The organism is Nostoc sp. CmiVER01 (genome assembly GCF_034531135.2).
In the GTDB taxonomy this organism is placed as follows: domain Bacteria; phylum Cyanobacteriota; class Cyanobacteriia; order Cyanobacteriales; family Nostocaceae; genus Nostoc.
This window is the reverse complement of record NZ_JAVRBU020000024.1, coordinates 65,034-86,729: the sequence shown is the minus strand read 5'-3', so window position 1 is coordinate 86,729 and position 21,696 is coordinate 65,034. Positions and strand designations below refer to the sequence as shown.

Sequence of the window (21,696 nt, the reverse complement as noted above, 5' to 3'; positions counted from 1 at the left end):
AGGTTTTTTGATGTTGCATAGTTGCAGGATAATTTGCCTTACGCAGAGGCGCAAAGATGTATGACAAATACTTGTACAAAGTACCACAACAGAAGTGAAAATTTCTTTACCAAACTTAAGCAATATCGAGCAATTGCCACAAACTATAACGACAAGCGGGCTAGGAACTTTTTATCCCAATTCTTTATGAAGTTGCATTTAATAACCAAGTGATGATAGAATCCCATCCACAAACAGAAGCGTAGTTTACCGCCGTAGGCATCGCTTCTGCTGAGATAAAACCTTTGAACCTGTTTTAATTTCCATTTAAATTCATCTTTAGGCCCCTCGCTTGTTCATCATTAAATTTTCTTAACACCTTGGAATCAAGAAATGGAAAAGTATTTAGTCACCAAAGAAGAGATTGAGTCTTATGAAGGACTAGAAAAAACACATTTTCTCAACTCCAATGCTCGTAGACTGAATAAGTCTTTAGGAGATTTGACAGGTTTAAAAAATATAGGTTTCCACATCATTGAAGTTGAGCCTGGACGCGAATCAACGGAGCTTCATATGCACTATCACGAAGAAGAGTGCGTATACGTTCTTGAGGGAGAAGCTGAAGCAACAATTGGAGAAAGCGTTTATCTAGTTAAAGCAGGAGATTTTATTGGATATCGCGCTGGTGGTAAGCCGCACAAGCTGCAAAACACGGGCAATTCTATATTCAAATGTATAGTAGTTGGTCAAAGGCTAGACCATGATATCGGTGACTATCCAAATTTGCAGAAGCGTGTATATAGGAGCAAAGGATTAAAGTGGAATCTAGTCGATATGGAAAATATAGCTGAACCAGTAGCAGGTAAGAAGGTATAACAGGGAGAATACATTTCCTCCTATCAAGGTGAGAAAATTCCCAGAAGTAACTAAGCTAACGCGCCTATATATTGCGCTATTTTCCGTGTAGATTGTCATTATTCATTAGTCATTTGGGTTTACCAAGGACAAAAGACAAATGACAGCCTCACAAGTAAATGTGCAATGTTTATTTGCGTAACAACTTAGAATATTATTGTATGGGGAAGTATTTTGAAAAAATAATGTCTTGCACTAACAGATCAGTAATTTTTCTTATCTGTGCTTGAGTGAATAATTTTGTTCAAATCTCGTAGCAAGTTTTCTTCTGCATCTTGCTCTTGCTTAAGTTCTCGAATCATTTCTTGACTAGAACCAATCAGCAAACCGGCAACTGCACCAACGATCGCGTATTTTTGCTCTAAATTTTGGTACATTTGACTGGTGTAAGGGCAAGGAAGTAAATTAGCAGCAATAAAACCAATCCCTGCACCCACAATTGCTGTCACAAAGCCAGAGAAAGCGACCAATCTAGTATTCATTTGCTTTACTCCAATGCTTATAAAGTTGCTAAATTATTAGGGGATACTATTATTGTCTCAGCGTCTCCTAAAGTTGCAACTTAATCTTTACCACTTGTAATAGAATGCAGAGCCGGGAAGCAGGGGAAGAAGATATCTGATCGTTGTGTTGGATGGAGGAATTGAGTAATTTAATTTTTGGACTTCTCTAACTTCTGTACAGACGCGATTAATCGCGTCTGTACTCCTAACTTCTAACTACCTATTTCCTTTTTCAATGACTCGAATCATTACGTCTGTTATCATCGGCATTCTGCCTGACAATTACAGATGAATGTTGATGAGCTATCGCTCTTGATTGTCCATCTTGGTTTCCATCGTTGTTTCCATCTGGGGATGGCGGTTGGGAACGATTAGCAGGTTTATTCTTCAAGAAGCGTTCTTCTAAAGTCTTGATGATTACGTACAGGACTGGAACAATCAGCAAACTTAGAATTGTTGCTACGAGTAGCCCGCCAAATAAAGCTGTTCCTAACGACCAGCGCGAGGCAGAACCGGCTCCAGTGGCGATTACCAGGGGGAAAAATCCTAGCAAGGAGGCGCTTGAAGTCATGACAATCGGTCGAAACCTTTCTTGCGCTGCGGTTATGGCTGCTTGTCGAATTGTCACACCTTCTTCAAGGGCTTGATTGGCAAACTCGACGATCAAAATCGCGTTTTTCGACGCTAATCCAATCAGCATCACTAACGCCACGTTGGCGTAGACATCATTCACCAAACCACGCAAAGCTAAGGCACTTAATGCACCTAACAAGGCTAACGGTACAGTTAACAAAATAATCGCTGGATCAATATAACTTTCATACTGAGCAGCCAGCGTCAGAAACACCATAATGATCCCGAAGCCAAAAATCAAAATCCCCAAGTTACCTGCACTTAATTCTTCGCGAGCGGTTCCAATCCAATCACTGCCAACTCCCGGTGTTGCTGTTTCAGTCACCGCTTGTTGCATTACCTGAATCGCCTGTCCACTACTGTAGCCTGACGCTTCTCTACCTTGTATATCGATCGCACGGAAGCCGTTGTAATGGGAAATTACAGATGGGCCTGTAGTTGGTGTGATTTTTGCAACCTCACTCAATGGCACCATTTGGTTATTTGCCGATCGCACATAAAGCCGCCGAATATCATCTGGCGATCGCCTATAATTAGCATCTGCCTGAACATACACGCGGTAGCTACGCTGTCCCAAGGTAAAATCGTTAACATACTGGGAGCCAATTGCCGCCCCAAGTGTAGTAACAGCTTGTTGAAAATCGATGTTAAGTGCTTCTAAACCAGTGCGATCAAAATCAATTTGAAACTGTGGTGTACTAGCAGTAAACTGGGTAAAAACGCCGCCTTTGAGCGCCGGTTTTTGATTGGCTTGGGTGATTACCGCTTGAGCATTTTCATAAAAATCATCTATTGTCAATCTCCCATTGGTACGGTCTTCTAGCTGTAACTCAAACCCCCCTAAAGTACTAAAGCCTTGAATCGGCGGGGGACTGACTGCGGTGATAATAGCTTCTGGAATTGTTGCAAATTCTTTATTGATTCGGGCTAAGATAGCAGAGGCCGTTTGATCGGGTTGACTGCGCTCCTCCCACGGCTTGAGTTTTGCAAAGAAGACACCGCGATTTGAACCACTACCTGCAAAACCAAATCCCGAAGTGGCGAAAACATTATTAATCTCTGGTTCTTTTTCGAGAATTTGTTCGAGTTTTGTAATTACTTGATCGGTATAGTTGAGGGCAACTCCATCTGGCCCTTGAATAATACCTAAGACAATTCCCTGGTCTTCACTGGGAACAAACCCGGTGGGAACATGGGTAAACATAAAATATGTGGCAGCTAAACCAACCACAAATAATGCAATTACCGCATAACGAAGGCGAATCAGAAAATTCACGCTCGCTAAATACTTGTCAATGATCCATTGTAAAATTTGATTGAAACGGCTAAAAAACCAACCAAGCGGGCCGCGTGCAGGCTGAGGCGGGCGGAGCAAAATTGCCGATATACTCGGACTAAAAGAAAGAGCATTAAACGTTGATATGGCGATTGAAAAAGCAATAATCAACGCGAACTGCTGATACATTTTTCCTGTAGAACCGGGGAAAAATGCCACTGGGATAAACACTGCCATCAATACCAGCGACGTTGAAACTACTGCCGCGGTAAGTTCATCCATTGCCTCGACCGATGCTTGAAGCGGTCGCACTCCTTGTTCAACTTTGCGGGCGATCGCTTCAACAACGATAATGGCATCATCTACAACTAATCCTGTTGCCAAAATTAAGCCAAATAACGTTAAATTATTCAACGAGAATTTAAACACGTAAGCGAATGCTAACGCCCCAATCAGTGAAACGGGAATAGCAACTAGGGGAATAATTGTAGCTCGCCAGTTTTGTAGAAACAGAAAAATCACTAGTACCACAAGAGCGATCGCTTCAACTAGTGTTTTCAGCACTTCTTCGAGTGATGCTTGCACAAATCCAACGGTATCGTAGACAATCTTAGCCTGTAAGCCCGGTGGAAAGTCTTTCATCAACTCATTCATCTGAGCCTGAACATTTTTTGAGACATCCAGGGCGTTACTACCTGGTGACTGATAAATTGCAATCCCGATCGATGGCTTACCATTATTTCTAGCATTGCTGCTGTAAGTCTCCGAGCCAAGTTCTGCACGACCTACATCTTGGAGTTTAATTAAATCACCATTACTTCCCGCTTGAATAACTAGATTTTCAAACTCTGACGCATTTTTGAATTGACCATTGACTCGCAACGGAATTTCATAACTTTGTCCTGGAGGGATAGGTGATTGACCTAACGTTCCGGCTCCGGCAAGAATGTTTTGCGATCGCAATGCCGTAGCGACATCTGTCACAGTTAAGCCTCGACTTGCCAGCGCATTCGGATCGAGCCACAACCGCATTGCATATTGCTTTTCACCAAAAATTGTTAAATCCCCAACTCCCGGCGTTCGCAGCAGTTGATCTCGCAAATTCAAGTCAATATAGTTACTAATAAACAGCGCGTCATACTCATTATTTTGGGGGTAAAGAGCATAGACTAACAAAATACTTGTAGAAGATGTTTGTGCTGTCACACCAAATTGTTGCACCGTTGTCGGTAGGCGAGGTGTAGCACGGGCAAGACGATTCTGGACATTAACCTGGTCAATATTTTTATCCGTCTGTGACCCGAAATATACCGAAATTTGGCTACTACCAGCTGAACTGTTCGAGGTCATGTACTGCATTCCCTCAACACCGTTAATTTGTCGCTCCAGCGTAGTTGTTACCGCAGTTTCGACAGTTTCCACATCCGCCCCAGTATAGGAAGCTGAAACTTGAACGCGAATCGGTGCAATATCTGGTAAGTAATTAAGTGGCAGCAATGGAATACACACGCCACCGACAATCAGAATGAGTAGAGTGCAAACGGTAGTTAATACCGGGCGTTTAATGAAGGTATTCGCGATCGAAAAAATCATAAATTATCCTAGATTTATGATACTGGTTGGACTGGTGCGCCTTCTCTAAGTTTGAGAATGCCAGAAGTTACAATCGTTTCGCCGGATTTAAGCCCATCGGTAACTTGATAATTAGTCCCTTGAATATCTCCCAGGCGCACTAAACGCTGATGCACAACTTGCTGCTGTTGTCCATTTACGGTTTTGTTTTCGGTGACAAATACAAAACTTTGCCCACCAATGCGAGATATTGCAACGGTGGGAATTAAGATGCCTGGTTGTTGATTCCAAATCACGCGAGCTTGAACGTATTGTCCATCGCGCAATCGCCCTTGGGAATTCTGAAAACGGGCTTTGCTCAACACTGACTGTTGGTTAGAACTTACATTTGGAGAAATGTAGCTAATTGCACCTGTACCAAGCAATTGCTGAGTAGTGGGATCGATTAACTGAACAGGTAAGCCAGTTCGCAATTGGCGCAATCGATTTGAAGGTATAGAAAGATTGAGATCCAGTGAATCGTTTTGTGTGAGTGTGGTAATTGTTTGTCCGATGTTGACATAATCTCCAACCTTGACCGGAAATTCACCGACTACGCCAGTAATGGGCGCTACCACTTGCTTGAAACCAAGATTGACTTGTGCCGCAGCCGTGCTTGCTTGAGCTTGGCGGATATTTGCCTGTGCTTGCCGGACGGCTGCTCCCGATGCTGCAACTTGTTTTTCGGCTGCTTGCAGGTCTGCGATCGCACTTTGTAAATTATTTCTAGCAACGTCTAACTCTTGTCTAGCTATGGCTCCTTGGCTAACTAACTGTTGGCTACGATTGAATTGTGTCCGTTGCAGCTGAACATTGGCGACTGCTTTGGTACGTTGAGCTATAGCTTGTTGTTGCTCTGCTTGAGCAGTTCCCAAGGCCGCTTGGGCGGAACTAGCAGCTGCGATCGAACTAGCGACATTGGCCTGAGCCTGATCTAAACTCAAAGATGCGATCAGCGTACCTTGCTGCACTCGCTGACCACTCGACACGAGAATCGATTCGATTCGTCCTTGAATTTGGGGCTGTAGTATAACTTTTTGCTGCGCCTCTAACGACCCGACAAACTGGGAACTTTCTTCGATTGTGCCTGTGCCAATTTTCTGAAGTTTCACCGGCAATGGTGGTGGGCTTTGAGCGTTTGCTGCTGGATCGTTTTTTTGACAACCACCCATCAATGCTGTGAGCATTAGCGTGATAACTAATACTGGACTTGCGAGTAATATGTTTAAGTATTTAAGTAAATAAGAACGTTTTAACATGAAACAAAATGCTGATCGGCTAAATTTATACACTGCATAACTTTTCCATTACAAGCTAAAGGATTGAGAAAGCCTAAGAACTCCAGCATTGCCGCAGTAGATTTTCTAAGTATCTAGGTATCTAGATATTTGGTTAATTATTAGATGTATCTTTCGTCTGAATCACGGCTTTACCTCAAACAAACTCATCTTTAAAAAATCTCTGGATTAATATTAGATAAGTCCAACGAATTAAAAGAATTACCAGAGATAGAGATAATTAAGTTTGTAGGGTAGATATAGCAGTTCTCGGTTAAGTGAGGTACAAGAACCGCTTGGTTGTGTAGAGGCGGCATCGGCTTGTCGCTAGACATCGCTCGATATAGCGGTTACTTGGCTACGTAATACTCCCATTGATTCTACGCTAGCTTTTGTTGGCAATGCCTGTAAGTAATGCAAACCTTCCCTCTCCGACAGGTGCCACTATGTACACACAAGTTTTTTAGAGTTACTGCGTAACGTAGAGTAAGTTAGTTTTTGCAGGTCGATGCAATAAAGGTGCAAGTCGATGCAATAAAGGTGCAAGTCGATGCAATAAAGGTGCAAGTCGATGCAATAAAGGTGCAAGTCGATGCAATAAAGGTGCAAGTCGATGCAATAAAGGTGCAAGTCGATGCAACAAAGGTGCAGATTGAGAGACTTGTGTGTATACCGTAGCCGAAGGGTGAGAGAGACAAATTTAAACTTTAGTTCAAGTCAGGGAGAGGTTCATCAAACTCACATTGAGTTAATGGGGTATCGATAAATTATCCTGTTATAAATGATAGGCATAAAATAGGAATATTTTTGACTTCCTTTAGTTATATCTAAATTCATTTAATCTATTTTTTTATAAAAAAGCCTTCTAAATTGGCAAACAAAACCATGACTTTAGTCATAGTTAAAGCGTACACAAGATAAAAAATAATTGTTAAATTTAGTAAATGTTCGCAGTCATTGCACAGTTAAAAGGTTCGATTTCTATCGAGGCTTGTGACTGAATTTCGTTCGTTACTCTTTCAGCAACGTCGTTTTTTTATGTGTAGATTAATTGGCTACCTTGGTAATTCCATTCTATTAGATGAGTTGCTGTATAAACAGGAGCATTAGCTCTACAAACAAAGTTACAGTCCTTTGGAATTAAAATCAGGAGTAGTTTGTGCAGACGGGGTAGGTTTAGGCTGGTATGACGAAGTGGGTAAACCCTTTATTTACCGTAATACAATCCCGATGTGGAACGATCCAAATCTGGAAGAGTTGAGCAACTATGTACAATCTACTTGTACTGTCGGCTATGCGCGATTAGCTGGTATAGGTGAATCGCTCGACATTAGCAACTGTCAGCCATTTCGCAGTGGGAAACTGTTGTTTGTGCATAATGGCGAAATCTCAAACTTTCAACAGACTCTCTACAGACCAATCCGTGACAGCCTCTCTGATTCCACGTACCGCCTGATTAAAGGCATGACTGACTCTGAACACATCTTCGCTTTGCTAGTGGAAATGTGGCAGTCGTCTCCAGACAGCACTCTGTTCTTAGCTTTGCGTGCCACGGTTCAAAAATTGACTGAGTTGGCATCAAAATACGACACCAGCTTTAGTACCAATATAATCGTCACCGATGGTCAAGCAATTGCAGCAATTCGCTACGCTTACGGCACACAAGCTCCTACTCTTTATTGGTCTTGTGATGCACTCAAGGAGCCAGACCAAATTATTGTTGCTTCTGAGCGTTTATCTAACCAAAATTGGACTGCTTTTGGTGAGCAAAGTATGTTATTTTTTCAAGCGCAGTCATTACAGCCAACAATTAGCCTGTTGGATTGATTTGCTTAATTGAAATTAGATAAGCATTGTAACGGGTTACTGTTATAAAATAGCTCTTACCATTATTGGTAAGAGCTTAAAAATAAAATTGATATCTTTTGGATTTATCAGTAGCGTAGGCGCAGCCCGCCGCAGGCATCGCCTGCATCTAAAATGATTTGGTTATTACGGGAGCCATTCATACTAAATATTATGTCCGCTTGATTACTTATTAAACCCGAAGAACCCTACCCCCAACCCCTCCCCGCTTTTCGGGAGGGGAGACAAAGCACAGCTCTGGCGGGGTGGGGTTCTTTTCTTATGAGTAATTTGGCGGACATGATATAAGTTGTAGTTAATTACTAATCACTTATTTTCTTTGTATAGCCAAGTTGAATTAACAGCCAAGCTCCTCCAGATGATATTAATAACAACGGTGTCAACCAATCATTCCAACGCACATATAAAGTCTGCGTTTGTCGCCGATAAATTGTTTCAGCATGAGTTTCGTAAGTATTATATCCAGATAGCCACAAGGTTCTGCCATGAGGATCTATAAAGCCTGAATATCCAGTATTAGTTGCCCGTGCTGACCATCTATCAGTTTCAATTGCCCGCATGATATCCTGTGCATGGTGCTGGAATGGCATCGATGCAGTGTAATGGGCATCGTTAGAAGAACTGATAATAAATTGCCCACCCGCAGCAGCTTGATGACGAAATTGTTCAGGAAAAGCAGATTCATAACATATACTAGCGATCGCCCGACCAAAAGGAGTATCAAATATTTGATTTGTCGAACCCGGAACTTGGTGTGCCTCCAAAGGCGACAAGCGTTGAATTATCCCACCTAAAATTCCTTCAAAGGGAATATATTCTCCTAAAGGTACTAGTTTGGACTTATCGTAGCGGCTGACAATTTCACCCTTACTGTTGAAAGTAAACAAGCTAATTGTATAACTGTCTCCCCGTTCGCCAAAAGCTCCAATCCAAGCAACTACACCTTTCTCCTTCACAGCTGCGACTAAGGCAGTTTGCATAAGGTTACGCTGGAAAATAGGTAAGGCTCCTTCTGGGGTAAGAACTGCATCCACACCTTGATTTGCTAAAGTTATATACCCACTGGTGTAATTTTCTTGGGCGCGACGAAACCCTTCAGAACTTCGTAAAAGTCGGTTTGGAATATTACCTTGAACAATCCCTACTTTCAAGGCTGCTTCTGGTAATTGGGCGATGGGACGACTATATAAGATAAAACCGATGAGGTGTAAAGTAACTAATAATCCTGTGGCACTAACCCAATATTTATTAACGAACCGCAGAGGCGCAGAGAAGCCAGTGCGCCCTTGCGGTTCCCCGACTTGAAGCAACTGGCGCGACGCAGAAAAAATCTTGGCGTCCTTGGCGTCTTGGCGGTTCGTCCATCCTTCAGCAATCAAGCCATTCACAGCAACTATCGCTGCTGTCACCGTATTAGGCCCAGAGAGTTGCCCCAAATGTAAAATTAAGAGATTGCGCGGACTCTGAGTGTAAGCAAGAGAACTCCACCATAAAGGCCCCGCACTCCATAGACTTTCTAATCCGCACCAGACGGCTGTACCAATCAGTATACGTAGCCACGGTTTTTGTCCGTTCAGGCGAACCATCACAGCCGCCCAAATACTAACGAATACCCCTCCCAAGACACTGATAAATCCCCAACAAAAGAGCGTAATTAACAAACTTGGCAACCACGGAACGCCCAACCAAGTCATGGGATGAATTCCAGTAATCCAAAATAGGGCGACACCGTGATAACCGATACCCCACAGGAAAGCAGGGGGAGCAGAGGGAGATGAGGGAGCAGGGGGGGATTGGTTTTTGCGTTTGGCTGAAGTGAGAATTATTACCCACAAGGGGGCTAGAGCAATCCAAGCCAGAAACCATGCGCCGACAGGGGCGACAGTCAGCCCCATTAAAATGCCGCTACATAAGGCAATTAAGGAAGGGAGTAAAGAGACAAGTTTCTCCCCCTGCCTCCCCTGCTCCCCCTGCTTTTTACTCTGCTTCTTGTGCATCGGCAGCATCAGGTGGAACTACTGCTACTCCGATAATGGCGTCATCTTCGTCTAAACGCTGAACTCTGACTCCAGTTGCCGATCGCGATTGGATAGAAATCGCATTAACCGCTTGACGGATGATAATACCGCGATTTGTCACCATCATGATTTCATCATCATCATTGTTGACAATGCGTAGGGTTGCCAATTTGTCTTTAGTTTTGCGGTTTTTGAACTTGGTTGCCATTAAACCCTGACCAGCACGATTTTGCAGGCGGAATTGGGCAACTGGTACACGCTTACCATATCCTCCCATTGTAATTACCAACACCCAAGGGCCAACAATGCCACTGCTAGGCACTTCTGCTAACTCTTCATTAGTTTCGGTAATTTCGATATCTTCTGTTTCGATTGTTTCGATATCTTCTGTTTCGGCTTCTGTAACAATATCCAAAGTTTCAAGAATTGCTGCGGGGAGGATATCCATACCCACCAGTTCATCTTTATTTTTGAGTTTCATGGCTTTCACCCCACGAGTCGCCCTACTTAAAGGACGCAGTTGTTCGTGGTTACACCGGAAGTTAATCGCCATCCCGTTACGAGAACCAATGATTACACTGTCCTCTACTCTAGCGCGTCGCACCCAGCGCAGTTGATCGCCTTCTTCTAAGGAAATAGCAATTAAACCATTGGCGCGAATGTGACTAAACGCGGCCAATTCGGTTTTTTTGATATTACCGCCCTTGGTGAGCATGACCAGATATTCATCACTGCTAAATTCGTCAACAGGTACAATCGAGGTGATTTTTTCCTCTTTGGGAATTGGTAGCATCTGGACAATTGGTGTCCCGCGACTGGTACGCGAACTCGCTGGAATTTGATAAGCTCTCAGGCAATAAACAACACCACGCTCACTAAAGAATAAAATACTGTCGTGATCGCAGCAAGTCAAAAAATGCTCAATGGTATCATCATCTTTCACCTTGGCTGCGGCTTTGCCTCTAGTAGCACGGCTTTGCGCTTCAAAAGTGTTAACTGGCATCCGTTTGATGTAGCCTTGCTCTGTCACCAGAATTATTGCTTTTTCATTGGCAATGAGGTCGCGATCGTCTAATTCGCCTTCCCCTGGTAAAATTACCGTGCGGCGGGGTGTGGCAAAGCTAGTTTTTAATTGCCCGACTTCGGTTTCTATGATTTCTAGCACTCTTTCCCGACGTGCCAAAATATCTTGCAAATCGGCGATTTTCGCTTGTAATTCCTCGTGTTCCAAACGAATTTTGTCTGCTTCTAAAGCAGTCAAGCGCCGCAATTGCATTTGCAAAATTGCATCTGCTTGCACTTCCGAAAGTCCGTAAGTTGTGATTAATTCGCCTTTGGCTGTGGGTGCATCAGGAGCATGGCGAATTAAGACAATAATTGGATCTAAGTGGGACAGGGCAATTAATAATCCTTGCAGGAGATGGTCGCGTTCCTCGGCTTTCCGCAGTTCGTAGCGGGTGCGTCTGGCAATGGATTCGATGCGGAAATCCAAGAAGACGGTTAGAAACTGCTTGAGGGTGAGTACTTGGGGTTCGCTATTCACCAACGCCAGCATGTTCGCACCGAAGTTGGCTTGCAGTGGTGTTTGCTTGTAAAGGTTGTTTAGAACGACGCGGGGATAAGCATCACGCTTGAGTTCGATGACAACTCGCATCCCGTCGCGATCGCTTTCATCCCGGATATCTGCGATGCCTTCTAAACGCTTCTCGTTCACCATTTCGGCGATTTTTTCAATCAGCCCCGCTTTATTGGTTTGATAGGGCAATTCGGTGATGATAATTGCTTCTCTATCTGGCCGTCCCCGTTGTTCAACGGTTTCAATGTTAGCGACACCACGCATGGTGATAGAACCACGCCCGGTGGTGTAAGCTTCTCGAATAGCAGATGTTCCCAAAATTTGCGCCCCAGTCGGAAAGTCTGGACCGTGGACATACTGCATTAATTCGATATCGGTGATTTCTGGATTGTGGATTACAGCCACTAAAGCATCAATCAATTCGCCCAAATTATGCGGCGGAATGTTGGTTGCCATACCCACGGCAATCCCAGAGGAACCGTTGAGCAACAACTGGGGAATCCGCGCCGGTAGCACTGTCGGTTCTTGCTGGGAACCGTCGAAGTTGTCGGCGAAATCTACGGTTTCATACTCGATGTCGTGGAGTAAACCAGCACTAGTTAAAGCTTGTAAACGGCATTCTGTGTACCGCATGGCGGCTGGCGGATCGTTGTCTACCGAACCGAAGTTACCATGTCCGTTAACTAGGGGCGATCGCATGGAAAAATCCTGCGCCATCCGCACCAAAGCATCATATACTGCTGTGTCACCGTGGGGGTGATATTTACCCAACACTTCCCCCACCACACGGGCGCATTTCTTAAAGGGGCGATCGTGCAGCAGACCTAGCTCGTGCATTGCATATAGAATGCGACGATGCACAGGTTTTAGACCATCCCTGGCATCTGGCAACGCCCGACCCACTATCACGCTCATGGCGTATTCCAGATAAGATTGCGACATTTCGGTTCGCAAATCTATCGGGATAATCCTCTCCTGTGAGGTTGTCATAACCTAAAAATCTCCAAAAATCGTAGATTTTAGCTTGTTTACTCAACAAAGCGCAAAATTATTCTAAATTGCTCTTGAATAATTGCCATAATTTGATACAATTCTAGCATATATTGCCTATTTTTTGCCTGGAAAGCTAACCCAAATATCTAGTAAAAATAGAGTATAATATTTTACATTTTATAAGCTCTACCTAATTAACAAGAGCAGTGAACTAAAAGGTTGCTTAGTACAAAATTACTTAATTTAAAAGATGACGGGGTAAATTTAAGGCAACAATCTAAATTGGCTTTATAAGCTCTTACTTTTATAACCGTTATTTATTAGACTTGTCATTAAATAAGGTCTGAAAAATTAAAAACCATAGTTGATCATTTCTACTTAAACAAACAGCAGAACTAGATAAAGCCTTCCAAGATGTAATTAAAAGAACACTTGCAGAGATTGGTATCAGAATTAACAGGGCATTTTGACGTAAAGGAGAGAAAATTTTGGCAGCAGTCCGAGTCCGGCAGCATGTAAATCCACTTGGTAAAAAGTATCAAACACCAGCAAGTCCTCTCGATTGGGAAAAAATTTATGCAAAGCCAAATCAACCGCTACATTTAGATATTGGCTGCGCTAAAGGACTATTTTTGGTAAATATGGCCAAAATAGAACCCAACTGGAATTTTCTCGGCTTAGAAATTCGGGAACCGCTAGTGGTGGAAGCGAATAAGTTACGTTCTGAGTTAGGTTTCACAAACCTACACTACTTATTTTGCAATGTGAATAACTCATTGCGATCGCTGTTATCTTCTCTGCCTCCAGGAAGTTTACAACGAGTTACAATTCAATTCCCCGATCCTTGGTTTAAAACCCGTCATGCTAAACGGCGTGTAGTGCAACCAGAACTAGTAGAAGAATTAGCCAATTATCTTGCAGTTGGAGGAGTTGTATTTTTGCAATCAGATATGGAATTTGTTGCGGTGGAAATGCGCGATCGCTTTGCTGCTCATCCAGCTTATCAGAAAGTTGGTACAGAAGAATGGTTAGCCCAAAACCCGCTCCCAGCCCCCACAGAACGGGAAATAGGTACGCAAAAGAAAGGTGAACCTGTTTATCGAGCTTTGTTTGTCAGGCGAGAAGTTGTGAACCAGGGTAGTGGCGGTATGAACATCTAGCGCTATAAAGGCTAAATGTTACTTGAAATATTCTTATTTTATAAATCATATAATGGCAAGAATTTTGGGACATAACTATTATAGTTAATGCCCATAATTAACCGAAATATTCAATTTGCATTGGTGTGTAAAAGTGTAGGACTCCTATTTGATTGCGTGAAAACACTCGCCCTCAACTCGAAAAGGCTGATTCCCTACTTGCTGCCTATCGCGCTTGCACTGCACTTCACGCAGCAAGCAAAGAAGTTCAGAAATAAAACCGGATTGCTATACATTACTTTATTAAGTAATATACTTCTCACGAAAAATAGGCTATTTAAAACATTTTTATTTAGTGACATAAAAGTTTTATTTATATCTGATCGAGAGTCTTAACAATAGAGTTGTTAGCTTTCGTTTCTAATTAAAATGAGGAGATTATTAGGCAGTTTGGTTCAGTATTTAAGCCTAATAATGTCAAGATTAAAAGGAGAATTAACATGGAAAAAAAGTCTAACAGTAAGCTTGAAATTAACGATCTAATTGATAATGCCGTAGAAAAAGCAGTGGAACGACGGAACCAAAGTCTAGATTCAGAAGATGCCTTGTTAGCTTTATCTGATACAGAAGCCACAAATGTAGCAGGTGGTATAGCGTTTCCTATTACGACTACAGGAATCATCTATCAGGAACCCGAAGCCTTCTAAAAAAATTTTCCTTCTTGGAGGCTCAATCGATGGAAGAATTTGCTGCTAATAAAATTACACTTTGTCCTAGTGCTAGACCTGAATCTGTGGATAGTGTTGTCTTTGGCGTAGTCGGTGGGACAGTGACAGAACCCCGTGTAACTTATCTAAAAAAGCCCCAACCTATTACGGATGAACTAATAGCAAAAGCTAGTCCAATTACACCTGCCGAAATTTTTCGGACAGCAGCATCTTGTGCTACTAAAGGTTGTCAGCATTTTGATGGACAAGATTGCCGTCTGGCAATGCGAATTGTAGAAAAGTTACCACCAGTAGCAGAAGAATTACCACCTTGTTCCATACGCCGAGATTGTCGGTGGTGGCAGCAAGAAGGCAAAGCAGCTTGTATGCGTTGCCCCCAAGTTATTACAGATAACTACAATGCATCTGAGCTAGCAGTTAAGGTGGCAACACCGATTTTTGGTTAACCAAAGCTAGGTCTGTAATTAAATAATTTTAGGAAGAAATCATGTCCATAGAAAATGTTCAAGCTTTTTATGCAAAGCTAGCAAATGATGAAGCTTTTCGCGCTCAAATTCAAGGCGTTAAGAGTAAGGAAGAATGTAGCCAAAGAGTAAAAGCTGCTGGCTACGATTTCACCCAGAATGAGTTTGAAGAATATACGGCTCAATTGTTGGAGTCAACTGCTGGCGACGATGAACTCAAGGATTTAAATGAAGAAGAACTAGAAGCTGTTTTTGGTGGGGCTGCATCAATTACTGCGAAGCATAATATAGTAGCACGGCCACTATATGGAGTTATTATTTCGGAACCTATTGATGATTGTCCGCACAAGCCACCTATTGTGCAGCCTCTTTATGGAGTTATTCAGTCAAATATTGCTTAGATAACAGTTTAGGTTTATAAGGACGGATAGGGATATATTCGTCCTTTATTTCAAGAAATTAATTGAGGGTATTTTAATGACTTATCGTCGAATTAGTTATGCAGTTTGGGAAATTACATTAAAGTGTAATCTAGCTTGCCAGCACTGCGGTTCTCGTGCTGGTCATACAAGGGCAAACGAACTTTCTACAGCAGAAGCTCTTGATTTAGTCAAGCAAATGGCGGAAGTGGGAATAACTGAAGTAACCATAATTGGTGGTGAAGCATTTCTGCGTCCTGATTGGCTGGAGATTGCCCAAGCAATTACTTCTTCTGGGATGCTTTGCGGTATGACCACTGGAGGTTATGGTATTACTCTCGACACAGCACGCCGGATGAAAGAAGCTGGAATTAGAGTGGTATCTGTCTCAGTTGATGGCTTAGAAGCAACTCACGATCGCCTCCGTGGTAGACAAGGTTCTTGGCAATGGGCGTTTAAGACTATGAGCAATCTCAAGGAAGCAGGTATTCGCTTCGGTTGCAACACTCAAATCAATCGTCTCTCTGCACCAGAATTTCCTCGTATTTACGAGCATCTCCGCGACGCCGGAATCTTCGCTTGGCAAATTCAATTGACTGTACCGATGGGGAATGCAGCAGATAATAGCGAGATTCTGCTGCAACCTTATGAATTACTAGATGTATATCCGATGATTGCTCGTGTTGCCGAACGAGCAAAGCGAGAAGGGGTGCAAGTACAGCCAGGAAATAATATTGGCTATTACGGGCCCTATGAACGGATGCTGCGAGGAGGAGATGCTTGGTCTTTTTGGCAGGGATGTAGTGCTGGGCTGTCTACTATAGGCATCGAAGCCGATGGTGCTATCAAAGGTTGTCCTTCACTACCGACCACAGCATACACTGGCGGTAACATCCGCGACTATTCACTGCGGACAATTATTGAAGAAACCGAAGAATTACGGTTTAATCTCGGAGCTGATACTCCCAAGGGAACATCACACTTATGGGGTTTTTGCAAGACTTGTGAATTTGCTGAACTCTGTCGAGGTGGTTGCAGTTGGACTGCTCACGTTTTCTTTGATAAGAGAGGGAACAATCCTTATTGTCATCATCGTGCCCTAACTCAGGAAAAAGGCGGTATTCGAGAGCGTGTATATCTCCAACGTCGTGCAGATGGGAATCCCTTTGATAACGGTGAGTTTGCTCTGATTGAAGAACCGATTAATGCTCCTTGGCCTGAAAACGATCCGCTTCACTTTACTAGCGATCGTATTCAATGGCCAGAAGGCTGGGAAGAAGAACCAAATCTAGCATTATCTTTAGTTAATTCTAGTAATTAAAAACTGCAAAATACCATTTCTATGAATAATATCTCTTCTGATATCCCTTCAGAAAATACGACTGTTCCTGACTCTCAAGCAACCCTCTTACCTCGTTCACCTTGGAATAGTCAACTAGCTTATTTAAGAGTGCTTTTTCGAGCAAAGAAAGCTCTAGACCGCATCGAAAAAGAAGCAGGTATTTTTAGAAATGAAAACTAGTTAGATTATATCCACAAATAATATCATGTCTGGCTAAAGCCTTATCATTAAGGTCGCAGGGGGGCGGGGGACACTTAGCTGGGGGAAAAAGAGTTTCCGGCTTTTTGCACAGATATGGTAATCATAACTAATTACCCGGACATGATATAACTTATAGCGATTCTCAGTTGAGTAAATACAGAACCCCACCTCAGGGCAGGGTTGATTCATTCCCCAAAGATGACAGTCTGCCGATTCAATTAATTCTTGAATACGCCCACCTCGATGAAATGTGGCATTATCTGCAATCAGAGATGGAATTTGTCGCTGTGGAAATGTGCGATCGCTTTGCTGCTCACCCAGCTTATCAGAAAGTTGGTACAGAAGAATGGCTAGCAGAAAATCCACTACCAGTCCCCACAGAACGAGAAATAGGTACGCAAAAAAAGGGTGAGCCTGTTTATCGCGCTTTATTTGAAAGGCTGAAGAGTACTGACTAGAGATGTTATTAATACTAACTCTGCACCACAATTCCGAATTGCAAGTTTTCTTTATTAGCCTTAAGACTATTTGGTAGTATAGACTGAAGCCTTAGCTGTTATCTTATCGTTGGGCATTGCCTATAATTTGGAAAATTTTTTGGGACATAAATGTTTTATTAAAGGTTAAAATTTTAGTGAAACATCATCTAATAATTAGTGTAAAAATTTGCTTTTATAGTAATTTATAGATATATAACCTTGATAAATAGATAGTTTTAACTAAAAGTATTGATTTATTAGTTGGTGACATAAAAGTTTTATTTATATCTGGTAAAAAATTGTAAAACATAGTTAAATCATTTTCCTCATCCCTAAAATATAGAAAGATTAGGTAATTACACTACTTAGTGATTAAGCCTATATCTAGTTATATATTCTGAGGAAAAGCAAAATGGAAAGGAATAAAAAGAATTCAGATACTAAATTGGACATTAGCAACCTAATTGATAATGCTGTTAACAATGCTGTAGCAAGACGGAATCTAGCTGAGGATTTAGAAGATACTTTACTAACTCTGTCTGATGAAGAAATGGCAAACGTTGCAGGTGGTTTAGCAAGTCTTTCTGTTATAAAACAGCCGAGCATTGCAGGAGGTATTTTGGTGAGAGAACCGATTACTTGTGGAATAATTGCACAAAATCCGAACTTGAGTGTACAAGCCTTGTAAGTTGGTAGTAACTATTAAACTCTTAGACATTTAATTTGCTTATTTAGGTTGATGGAGAGGAGTCCGATCCAAAATTAGCTGTCAATCTCCATCAGCTTAAAAATACAATTCACTATAGGTTGAATTTATGGAAGACATCGCTACTGAAAAGACTACACTTTGCCCTAGTGCAAGACCAGAATGGCAGGACAGTGTTATTTTTGGCGTCGTTAGTGGCACAGTCACAGAACCCCGCGTAGCTTATCTTAAGCACCCCCAAGCTGTTACAGATGAACTGATAGCTAAGGCTAGTCCAGTGACACCCACTGAAATTTTTCGGACGGCTGCACCCTGTGCAACTAAGGGTTGTCAACATTTTGACGGCAAAGATTGTCGTTTGGCAATGCGAGTTGTAGAAAATTTGCCGACGGTAGTAGAGGATCTACCACCTTGTTCCATACGTCGAGATTGCCGATGGTGGCAGCAAGAAGGCAAGGCAGCTTGTATGCGTTGTCCACAAGTTATTACAGATAACTACAATCCCTCTGAATTACTACTTAAAGTGGCGACACCAACTGTTAGTTAAGCAAAGCTACAAAGTTTATTTAAGTAATTTAAGGAGAATATCATGTCAATGAACATTCATCATAAACATCTCACAAGTCAAATTAAAATTACGAACTTGATTGAAGAAGCTGTTGTGAATGCATCAGCAAGACGAAAACAAGGTTTAGAAGCACAAGAGCGGCTGTCAGAGTTGTCTGAAGAAGAAAGAAATATTACGGGTGGAGCACTAAGAGATGCGATAATTCTCCTCGGCGGCTATCTACTAGGTTAGTACTGCTGTGCGTAATTTTTAATTTATATACCGCAGACATTTAATTAATTTGGAATGATTAGTTTATTGACGCCGTGCGGCGGTAGTTTTAAAAATCCTTGCAAAAATAGCCTGTGGTAGTTGAGTTACTACCACAGTTTTCTTTACATCAAAATTGTTTGATACAGTTAAAACTTATGACATTTGTCTTAAACTCTCATAATATTATCGATTATCTAGTTGAACAGGGATTATTTAATCATTCAGAACAACCACTGATTAAGGTAGAACCAGTTGCAGCTAAAAATTTTAATTTATTAGTTACTTTACCAAATGACAGGAAGGTGCTTGTTAAACAAGAACGACACAATCAGGAAGGTAAAGCGGCTGGTGAGTTTTTGAGGGAGTGGCAAATTCAAGAGTTATTACAACGATTTCCAAACCTTGGCAACTACCGCTCATTTTTACCAGAAATACTGCATTTTGATGCCGAGAATTCCATTATTGTTTTTAGATATCTGGATAATTATTGGGATTTAATGGATTTCTATACTAAGGAAAATAGCTTTCCTACAGAAATCGCTAAGACAATTGGTAATATTTTAGGGACTATCCATCGTGATACTTTGAACCGCCAACAATATCAGGAATTATTTTCTAAAAATTCTGAGAACTTTATGGTTGATCAAGTATCACATTTAATTCGAGGATTAGAACGGGTTGAACCAGAAATTTTTGGTCTAGTTTCTGGCGATGGGTTAAAGTTTTTTGCTCTATATCAACGTTATGATAGCTTAGGGCAGGCGATCGCAGAATTGGGTAATGCTGTCACACCCTCTTGTCTCACGCACAATGATTTGAAACTAAATAATATTCTTCTGTACAAGAATTGGCAGAATTCCAGCAACAATATTGTCCGGCTAATTGATTGGGAACGTTCCGGTTGGGGAGACCCAGCTTTTGATTTGGGAACACTTATTGGCAGCTATGTACAAATCTGGCTGGGTAGCTTGGTTATTAGTAATTCTTTGAGTATTGAAGAGTCTCTACGCTTGGCAATAACACCTTTAGAACTACTTCAGTCTTCAATTGGTACATTAACCCAAGCTTATTTAAACACTTTTCCAGAAATTCTAGAACACCGCCCTGATTTCTTGCAACGGGTAGTGCAATTTACAGGTTTTGCTTTAATTCAACAGATTCAGGCCATGATTCAATATCAAAAATCTTTTGGGAATATGGGGATTGCTATGCTTCAGGTTGCAAAGACGTTATTAAGCCGTCCTGTACAATCGATGCCAACAATTTTTGGTACTGCTGCTGTTGAATTAACTCACCTGAATAGCTCTGCTATTTAAATCATTTTATTATTACTAAAGTAGTTATGCAATTATTAAATTCTCCTCAAACTCAGCAAGAGAGTGGTTTAACTGGACAATTACTGGATGTTCTGCAAGATATTGTTCGGAAAATCGAGATAAAATCTGATTTCTCTATTCACCATCCAGATTACAAACCTTTGGAATTACCATCTGAGGCAGTTGAACGTTTTCAGAAGATGCCAACCCAGATGCAACAGAAATATCTGAGTCTGCAATTGCGAAGTTTTCTTTACGGTATCTATTACAACGGTTCTATGCGAAGTGCGCTGGCACTAGATGGAGAGGGAAATGGTTTGTCCCTAGATTTAGAGAATAATACTTTTTTAGGGGTAGATGTGGGGTTTTATAAACAATTGCATGAAAGTAATTTTGGAGAAGGCTACTTTGACCCTGGTTGGTCTGTTTTAAGAGAAGAACGCGATCGCAGTTTAGCCGTTACTAAAGGCGGTTTGAGGCTGCATATTCAACGGAATAAGCATCTTCAACCTGCTGAAGTTGCAGCTGTGGTAGGTGATTCTGTGGCTATCAAGATGCCGAAGAATCGAGTACAAAATGGCTTTTACATGGCCGTTAGCAATGCAGGCTTTAATTATATTGAAGATGTGAAAATTCTGCCTGTAACTATACGAATTTATATCAATGTAACTCCTGAAGGTGCTGTGGCAATGATGGGGAGTTTAACACAACGACTTAATGATTTAGCAATTCCTTTCAGTTTCAAGGTTTTGTATAATCCCAAGGAATACCAACGCTACGATTCAGGAGTGCTTTACTTTGACAAGAGAGACTATGAAGTCGTTAGGCAAGTTTTAAAAACTTTTTATCAAGAACATCAATTGCATTTTAAGCCAGAAATTCCTTTATTTACCAAACAACTAGCATTAGGGTTGGGTTTGGCAGAAGAACCAGACCAAAAATTTGCTATTCAAGAAAGTTTTGGGATGAATCGGTGTCAGATTGTGGCAAATGGGTTACTGGAAGCTTGGTATCAAGGAGATGAATCAATTGAAGAGAGGATGCAGTCCATCCTTGGGCAATTTTTTCATTTAGGGATTGACTTGCAGCGTCCTTATGTCAATGCCAATTCAGAAGATATTTACTAGTAATTCTATTGATTGAGGGGAATAAACTGATTGACTAGGCTATACTTCGATATATATTGGCGATGGACTTGACGATACTCAGGTAAGTAATTAAACGTTTTACCTGGGAGTCTTCATCAATGAGTAGTTTTAGGCTCAAGGGACACTCCTTGTTGTTAGAGGCGATAACGCTCCTCTTCTGCTTCAAGTTTCAGAAGTTCTTGATGACTTTGGCAATAGCAAATAGTTTTCTTGATCGCAGCAAGCGGACAGAATTGAGGCGATGTCTACGACGGGCTTTGCCTAAGCATTTTTGACAATGGAACCAT

General features: G+C 41.8%; 17 protein-coding genes and 2 pseudogenes. 14 read left to right on the top strand and 5 right to left on the bottom strand.

The window, feature by feature from the left end; genetic code table 11:
• Positions 1 to 372 precede the first annotated feature (372 nt).
• On the top strand, positions 373 to 855 hold the full coding sequence (locus RMZ43_RS31750; RefSeq protein ID WP_322651110.1) for a cupin domain-containing protein: 483 nt from the start codon (positions 373 to 375) through the stop codon (positions 853 to 855).
• Between the two features lie 242 nt (positions 856 to 1,097).
• On the opposite strand, the gene RMZ43_RS31745 is transcribed toward RMZ43_RS31750, so the two are convergent.
• The 3 genes from RMZ43_RS31745 to RMZ43_RS31735 all read right to left on the bottom strand — a co-directional run bounded on the left by RMZ43_RS31745 (position 1,098) and on the right by RMZ43_RS31735 (position 6,176).
• The gene (locus tag RMZ43_RS31745; protein WP_322651111.1) at positions 1,098 to 1,376 is read right to left on the bottom strand and encodes a hypothetical protein; all 279 of its coding nucleotides are present in this window, start codon (positions 1,374 to 1,376) and stop codon (positions 1,098 to 1,100) included.
• Positions 1,377 to 1,629: 253 nt separating this feature from the next.
• The gene (locus RMZ43_RS31740; RefSeq protein ID WP_322655644.1) at positions 1,630 to 4,899 is read right to left on the bottom strand and encodes an efflux RND transporter permease subunit; all 3,270 of its coding nucleotides are present in this window, start codon (positions 4,897 to 4,899) and stop codon (positions 1,630 to 1,632) included.
• 14 nt (positions 4,900 to 4,913) lie between these two features.
• The gene (locus RMZ43_RS31735; protein ID WP_322655643.1) at positions 4,914 to 6,176 is read right to left on the bottom strand and encodes an efflux RND transporter periplasmic adaptor subunit; all 1,263 of its coding nucleotides are present in this window, start codon (positions 6,174 to 6,176) and stop codon (positions 4,914 to 4,916) included.
• Between the two features lie 1,140 nt (positions 6,177 to 7,316).
• On the opposite strand from RMZ43_RS31735, the pseudogene egtC reads away from it, so the two are divergent.
• A pseudogene (gene egtC, locus RMZ43_RS31730) lies at positions 7,317 to 8,021 on the top strand (ergothioneine biosynthesis protein EgtC); the annotation flags it as partial.
• A 341-nt stretch (positions 8,022 to 8,362) separates the two neighbouring features.
• Here egtC and lnt read toward each other — a convergent pair.
• Positions 8,363 to 10,057 carry an apolipoprotein N-acyltransferase gene (gene lnt / locus RMZ43_RS31725; RefSeq protein WP_322655642.1) on the bottom strand — a complete coding sequence of 565 codons (1,695 nt, stop codon included), beginning with the start codon at positions 10,055 to 10,057 and terminating at the stop codon, positions 8,363 to 8,365.
• Positions 10,038 to 12,644, bottom strand: a complete 2,607-nt coding sequence (gene gyrA, locus RMZ43_RS31720) for a DNA topoisomerase (ATP-hydrolyzing) subunit A (protein ID WP_322655641.1) — start codon at positions 12,642 to 12,644, stop codon at positions 10,038 to 10,040. The genes lnt and gyrA overlap by 20 nt, the downstream gene beginning before the upstream one ends.
• A gap of 491 nt (positions 12,645 to 13,135) precedes the next feature.
• On the opposite strand from gyrA, the gene trmB reads away from it, so the two are divergent.
• The 12 genes and pseudogenes from trmB to RMZ43_RS31660 all read left to right on the top strand — a co-directional run bounded on the left by trmB (position 13,136) and on the right by RMZ43_RS31660 (position 21,388).
• Positions 13,136 to 13,807: a tRNA (guanosine(46)-N7)-methyltransferase TrmB gene (gene trmB, locus RMZ43_RS31715; protein ID WP_322655640.1), complete on the top strand. Its 672-nt coding sequence runs from the start codon at positions 13,136 to 13,138 to the stop codon at positions 13,805 to 13,807.
• A 479-nt stretch (positions 13,808 to 14,286) separates the two neighbouring features.
• Positions 14,287 to 14,493, top strand: coding sequence for a hypothetical protein (locus RMZ43_RS31710; protein WP_322651124.1), 207 nt, complete (start codon positions 14,287 to 14,289; stop codon positions 14,491 to 14,493).
• Between the two features lie 29 nt (positions 14,494 to 14,522).
• Positions 14,523 to 14,960: a nitrogen fixation protein gene (locus RMZ43_RS31705; RefSeq protein WP_322655639.1), complete on the top strand. Its 438-nt coding sequence runs from the start codon at positions 14,523 to 14,525 to the stop codon at positions 14,958 to 14,960.
• 41 nt (positions 14,961 to 15,001) lie between these two features.
• Positions 15,002 to 15,379 (top strand): Nif11-like leader peptide family natural product precursor, encoded by a 378-nt coding sequence (locus tag RMZ43_RS31700; protein ID WP_322655638.1) that lies wholly within the window; start codon positions 15,002 to 15,004, stop codon positions 15,377 to 15,379.
• Between the two features lie 76 nt (positions 15,380 to 15,455).
• Complete coding sequence (locus RMZ43_RS31695; protein ID WP_322655637.1) at positions 15,456 to 16,718, top strand: nif11-class peptide radical SAM maturase 3; 1,263 nt, start codon at positions 15,456 to 15,458, stop codon at positions 16,716 to 16,718.
• 21 nt (positions 16,719 to 16,739) lie between these two features.
• Positions 16,740 to 16,919: a hypothetical protein gene (locus tag RMZ43_RS31690; protein ID WP_322651128.1), complete on the top strand. Its 180-nt coding sequence runs from the start codon at positions 16,740 to 16,742 to the stop codon at positions 16,917 to 16,919.
• Positions 16,920 to 17,197: 278 nt separating this feature from the next.
• Positions 17,198 to 17,398 (top strand): annotated as a pseudogene (locus RMZ43_RS31685) (tRNA (guanosine(46)-N7)-methyltransferase TrmB); the annotation flags it as partial.
• 433 nt (positions 17,399 to 17,831) lie between these two features.
• A complete protein-coding gene (locus tag RMZ43_RS31680; RefSeq protein ID WP_322651129.1) occupies positions 17,832 to 18,107 on the top strand; it encodes a hypothetical protein in 276 nt (91 codons plus the stop codon).
• A gap of 127 nt (positions 18,108 to 18,234) precedes the next feature.
• Positions 18,235 to 18,672, top strand: coding sequence for a nitrogen fixation protein (locus tag RMZ43_RS31675; protein ID WP_322651130.1), 438 nt, complete (start codon positions 18,235 to 18,237; stop codon positions 18,670 to 18,672).
• Positions 18,673 to 18,714: 42 nt separating this feature from the next.
• A complete protein-coding gene (locus RMZ43_RS31670) occupies positions 18,715 to 18,924 on the top strand; it encodes a hypothetical protein (RefSeq protein ID WP_322651131.1) in 210 nt (69 codons plus the stop codon).
• Positions 18,925 to 19,100: 176 nt separating this feature from the next.
• On the top strand, positions 19,101 to 20,261 hold the full coding sequence (locus RMZ43_RS31665; protein ID WP_322651132.1) for a phosphotransferase family protein: 1,161 nt from the start codon (positions 19,101 to 19,103) through the stop codon (positions 20,259 to 20,261).
• Between the two features lie 26 nt (positions 20,262 to 20,287).
• Positions 20,288 to 21,388 carry a T3SS effector HopA1 family protein gene (locus tag RMZ43_RS31660; protein WP_322651133.1) on the top strand — a complete coding sequence of 367 codons (1,101 nt, stop codon included), beginning with the start codon at positions 20,288 to 20,290 and terminating at the stop codon, positions 21,386 to 21,388.
• The last annotated feature ends 308 nt before the right edge of the window (positions 21,389 to 21,696 follow it).

Excerpts from the sequence above, each read along its gene's own strand:
- RMZ43_RS31695 (WP_322655637.1), top strand. The coding sequence starts at position 15,456 with ATGACTTATCGTCGAATTAGTTATGCAGTTTGGGAAATTACATTAAAG.
- RMZ43_RS31665 (WP_322651132.1), top strand. The coding sequence starts at position 19,101 with ATGACATTTGTCTTAAACTCTCATAATATTATCGATTATCTAGTTGAA.
- RMZ43_RS31700 (WP_322655638.1), top strand. The coding sequence starts at position 15,002 with ATGTCCATAGAAAATGTTCAAGCTTTTTATGCAAAGCTAGCAAATGAT.
- RMZ43_RS31735 (WP_322655643.1), bottom strand. The coding sequence starts at position 6,176 with ATGTTAAAACGTTCTTATTTACTTAAATACTTAAACATATTACTCGCA.
- RMZ43_RS31745 (WP_322651111.1), bottom strand. The coding sequence starts at position 1,376 with ATGAATACTAGATTGGTCGCTTTCTCTGGCTTTGTGACAGCAATTGTG.
- RMZ43_RS31675 (WP_322651130.1), top strand. The coding sequence starts at position 18,235 with ATGGAAGACATCGCTACTGAAAAGACTACACTTTGCCCTAGTGCAAGA.
- RMZ43_RS31705 (WP_322655639.1), top strand. The coding sequence starts at position 14,523 with ATGGAAGAATTTGCTGCTAATAAAATTACACTTTGTCCTAGTGCTAGA.
- RMZ43_RS31660 (WP_322651133.1), top strand. The coding sequence starts at position 20,288 with ATGCAATTATTAAATTCTCCTCAAACTCAGCAAGAGAGTGGTTTAACT.
- RMZ43_RS31690 (WP_322651128.1), top strand. The coding sequence starts at position 16,740 with ATGAATAATATCTCTTCTGATATCCCTTCAGAAAATACGACTGTTCCT.
- RMZ43_RS31670 (WP_322651131.1), top strand. The coding sequence starts at position 18,715 with ATGTCAATGAACATTCATCATAAACATCTCACAAGTCAAATTAAAATT.
- RMZ43_RS31680 (WP_322651129.1), top strand. The coding sequence starts at position 17,832 with ATGGAAAGGAATAAAAAGAATTCAGATACTAAATTGGACATTAGCAAC.
- RMZ43_RS31710 (WP_322651124.1), top strand. The coding sequence starts at position 14,287 with ATGGAAAAAAAGTCTAACAGTAAGCTTGAAATTAACGATCTAATTGAT.
- RMZ43_RS31740 (WP_322655644.1), bottom strand. The coding sequence starts at position 4,899 with ATGATTTTTTCGATCGCGAATACCTTCATTAAACGCCCGGTATTAACT.
- lnt (WP_322655642.1), bottom strand. The coding sequence starts at position 10,057 with ATGCACAAGAAGCAGAGTAAAAAGCAGGGGGAGCAGGGGAGGCAGGGG.
- RMZ43_RS31750 (WP_322651110.1), top strand. The coding sequence starts at position 373 with ATGGAAAAGTATTTAGTCACCAAAGAAGAGATTGAGTCTTATGAAGGA.
- gyrA (WP_322655641.1), bottom strand. The coding sequence starts at position 12,644 with ATGACAACCTCACAGGAGAGGATTATCCCGATAGATTTGCGAACCGAA.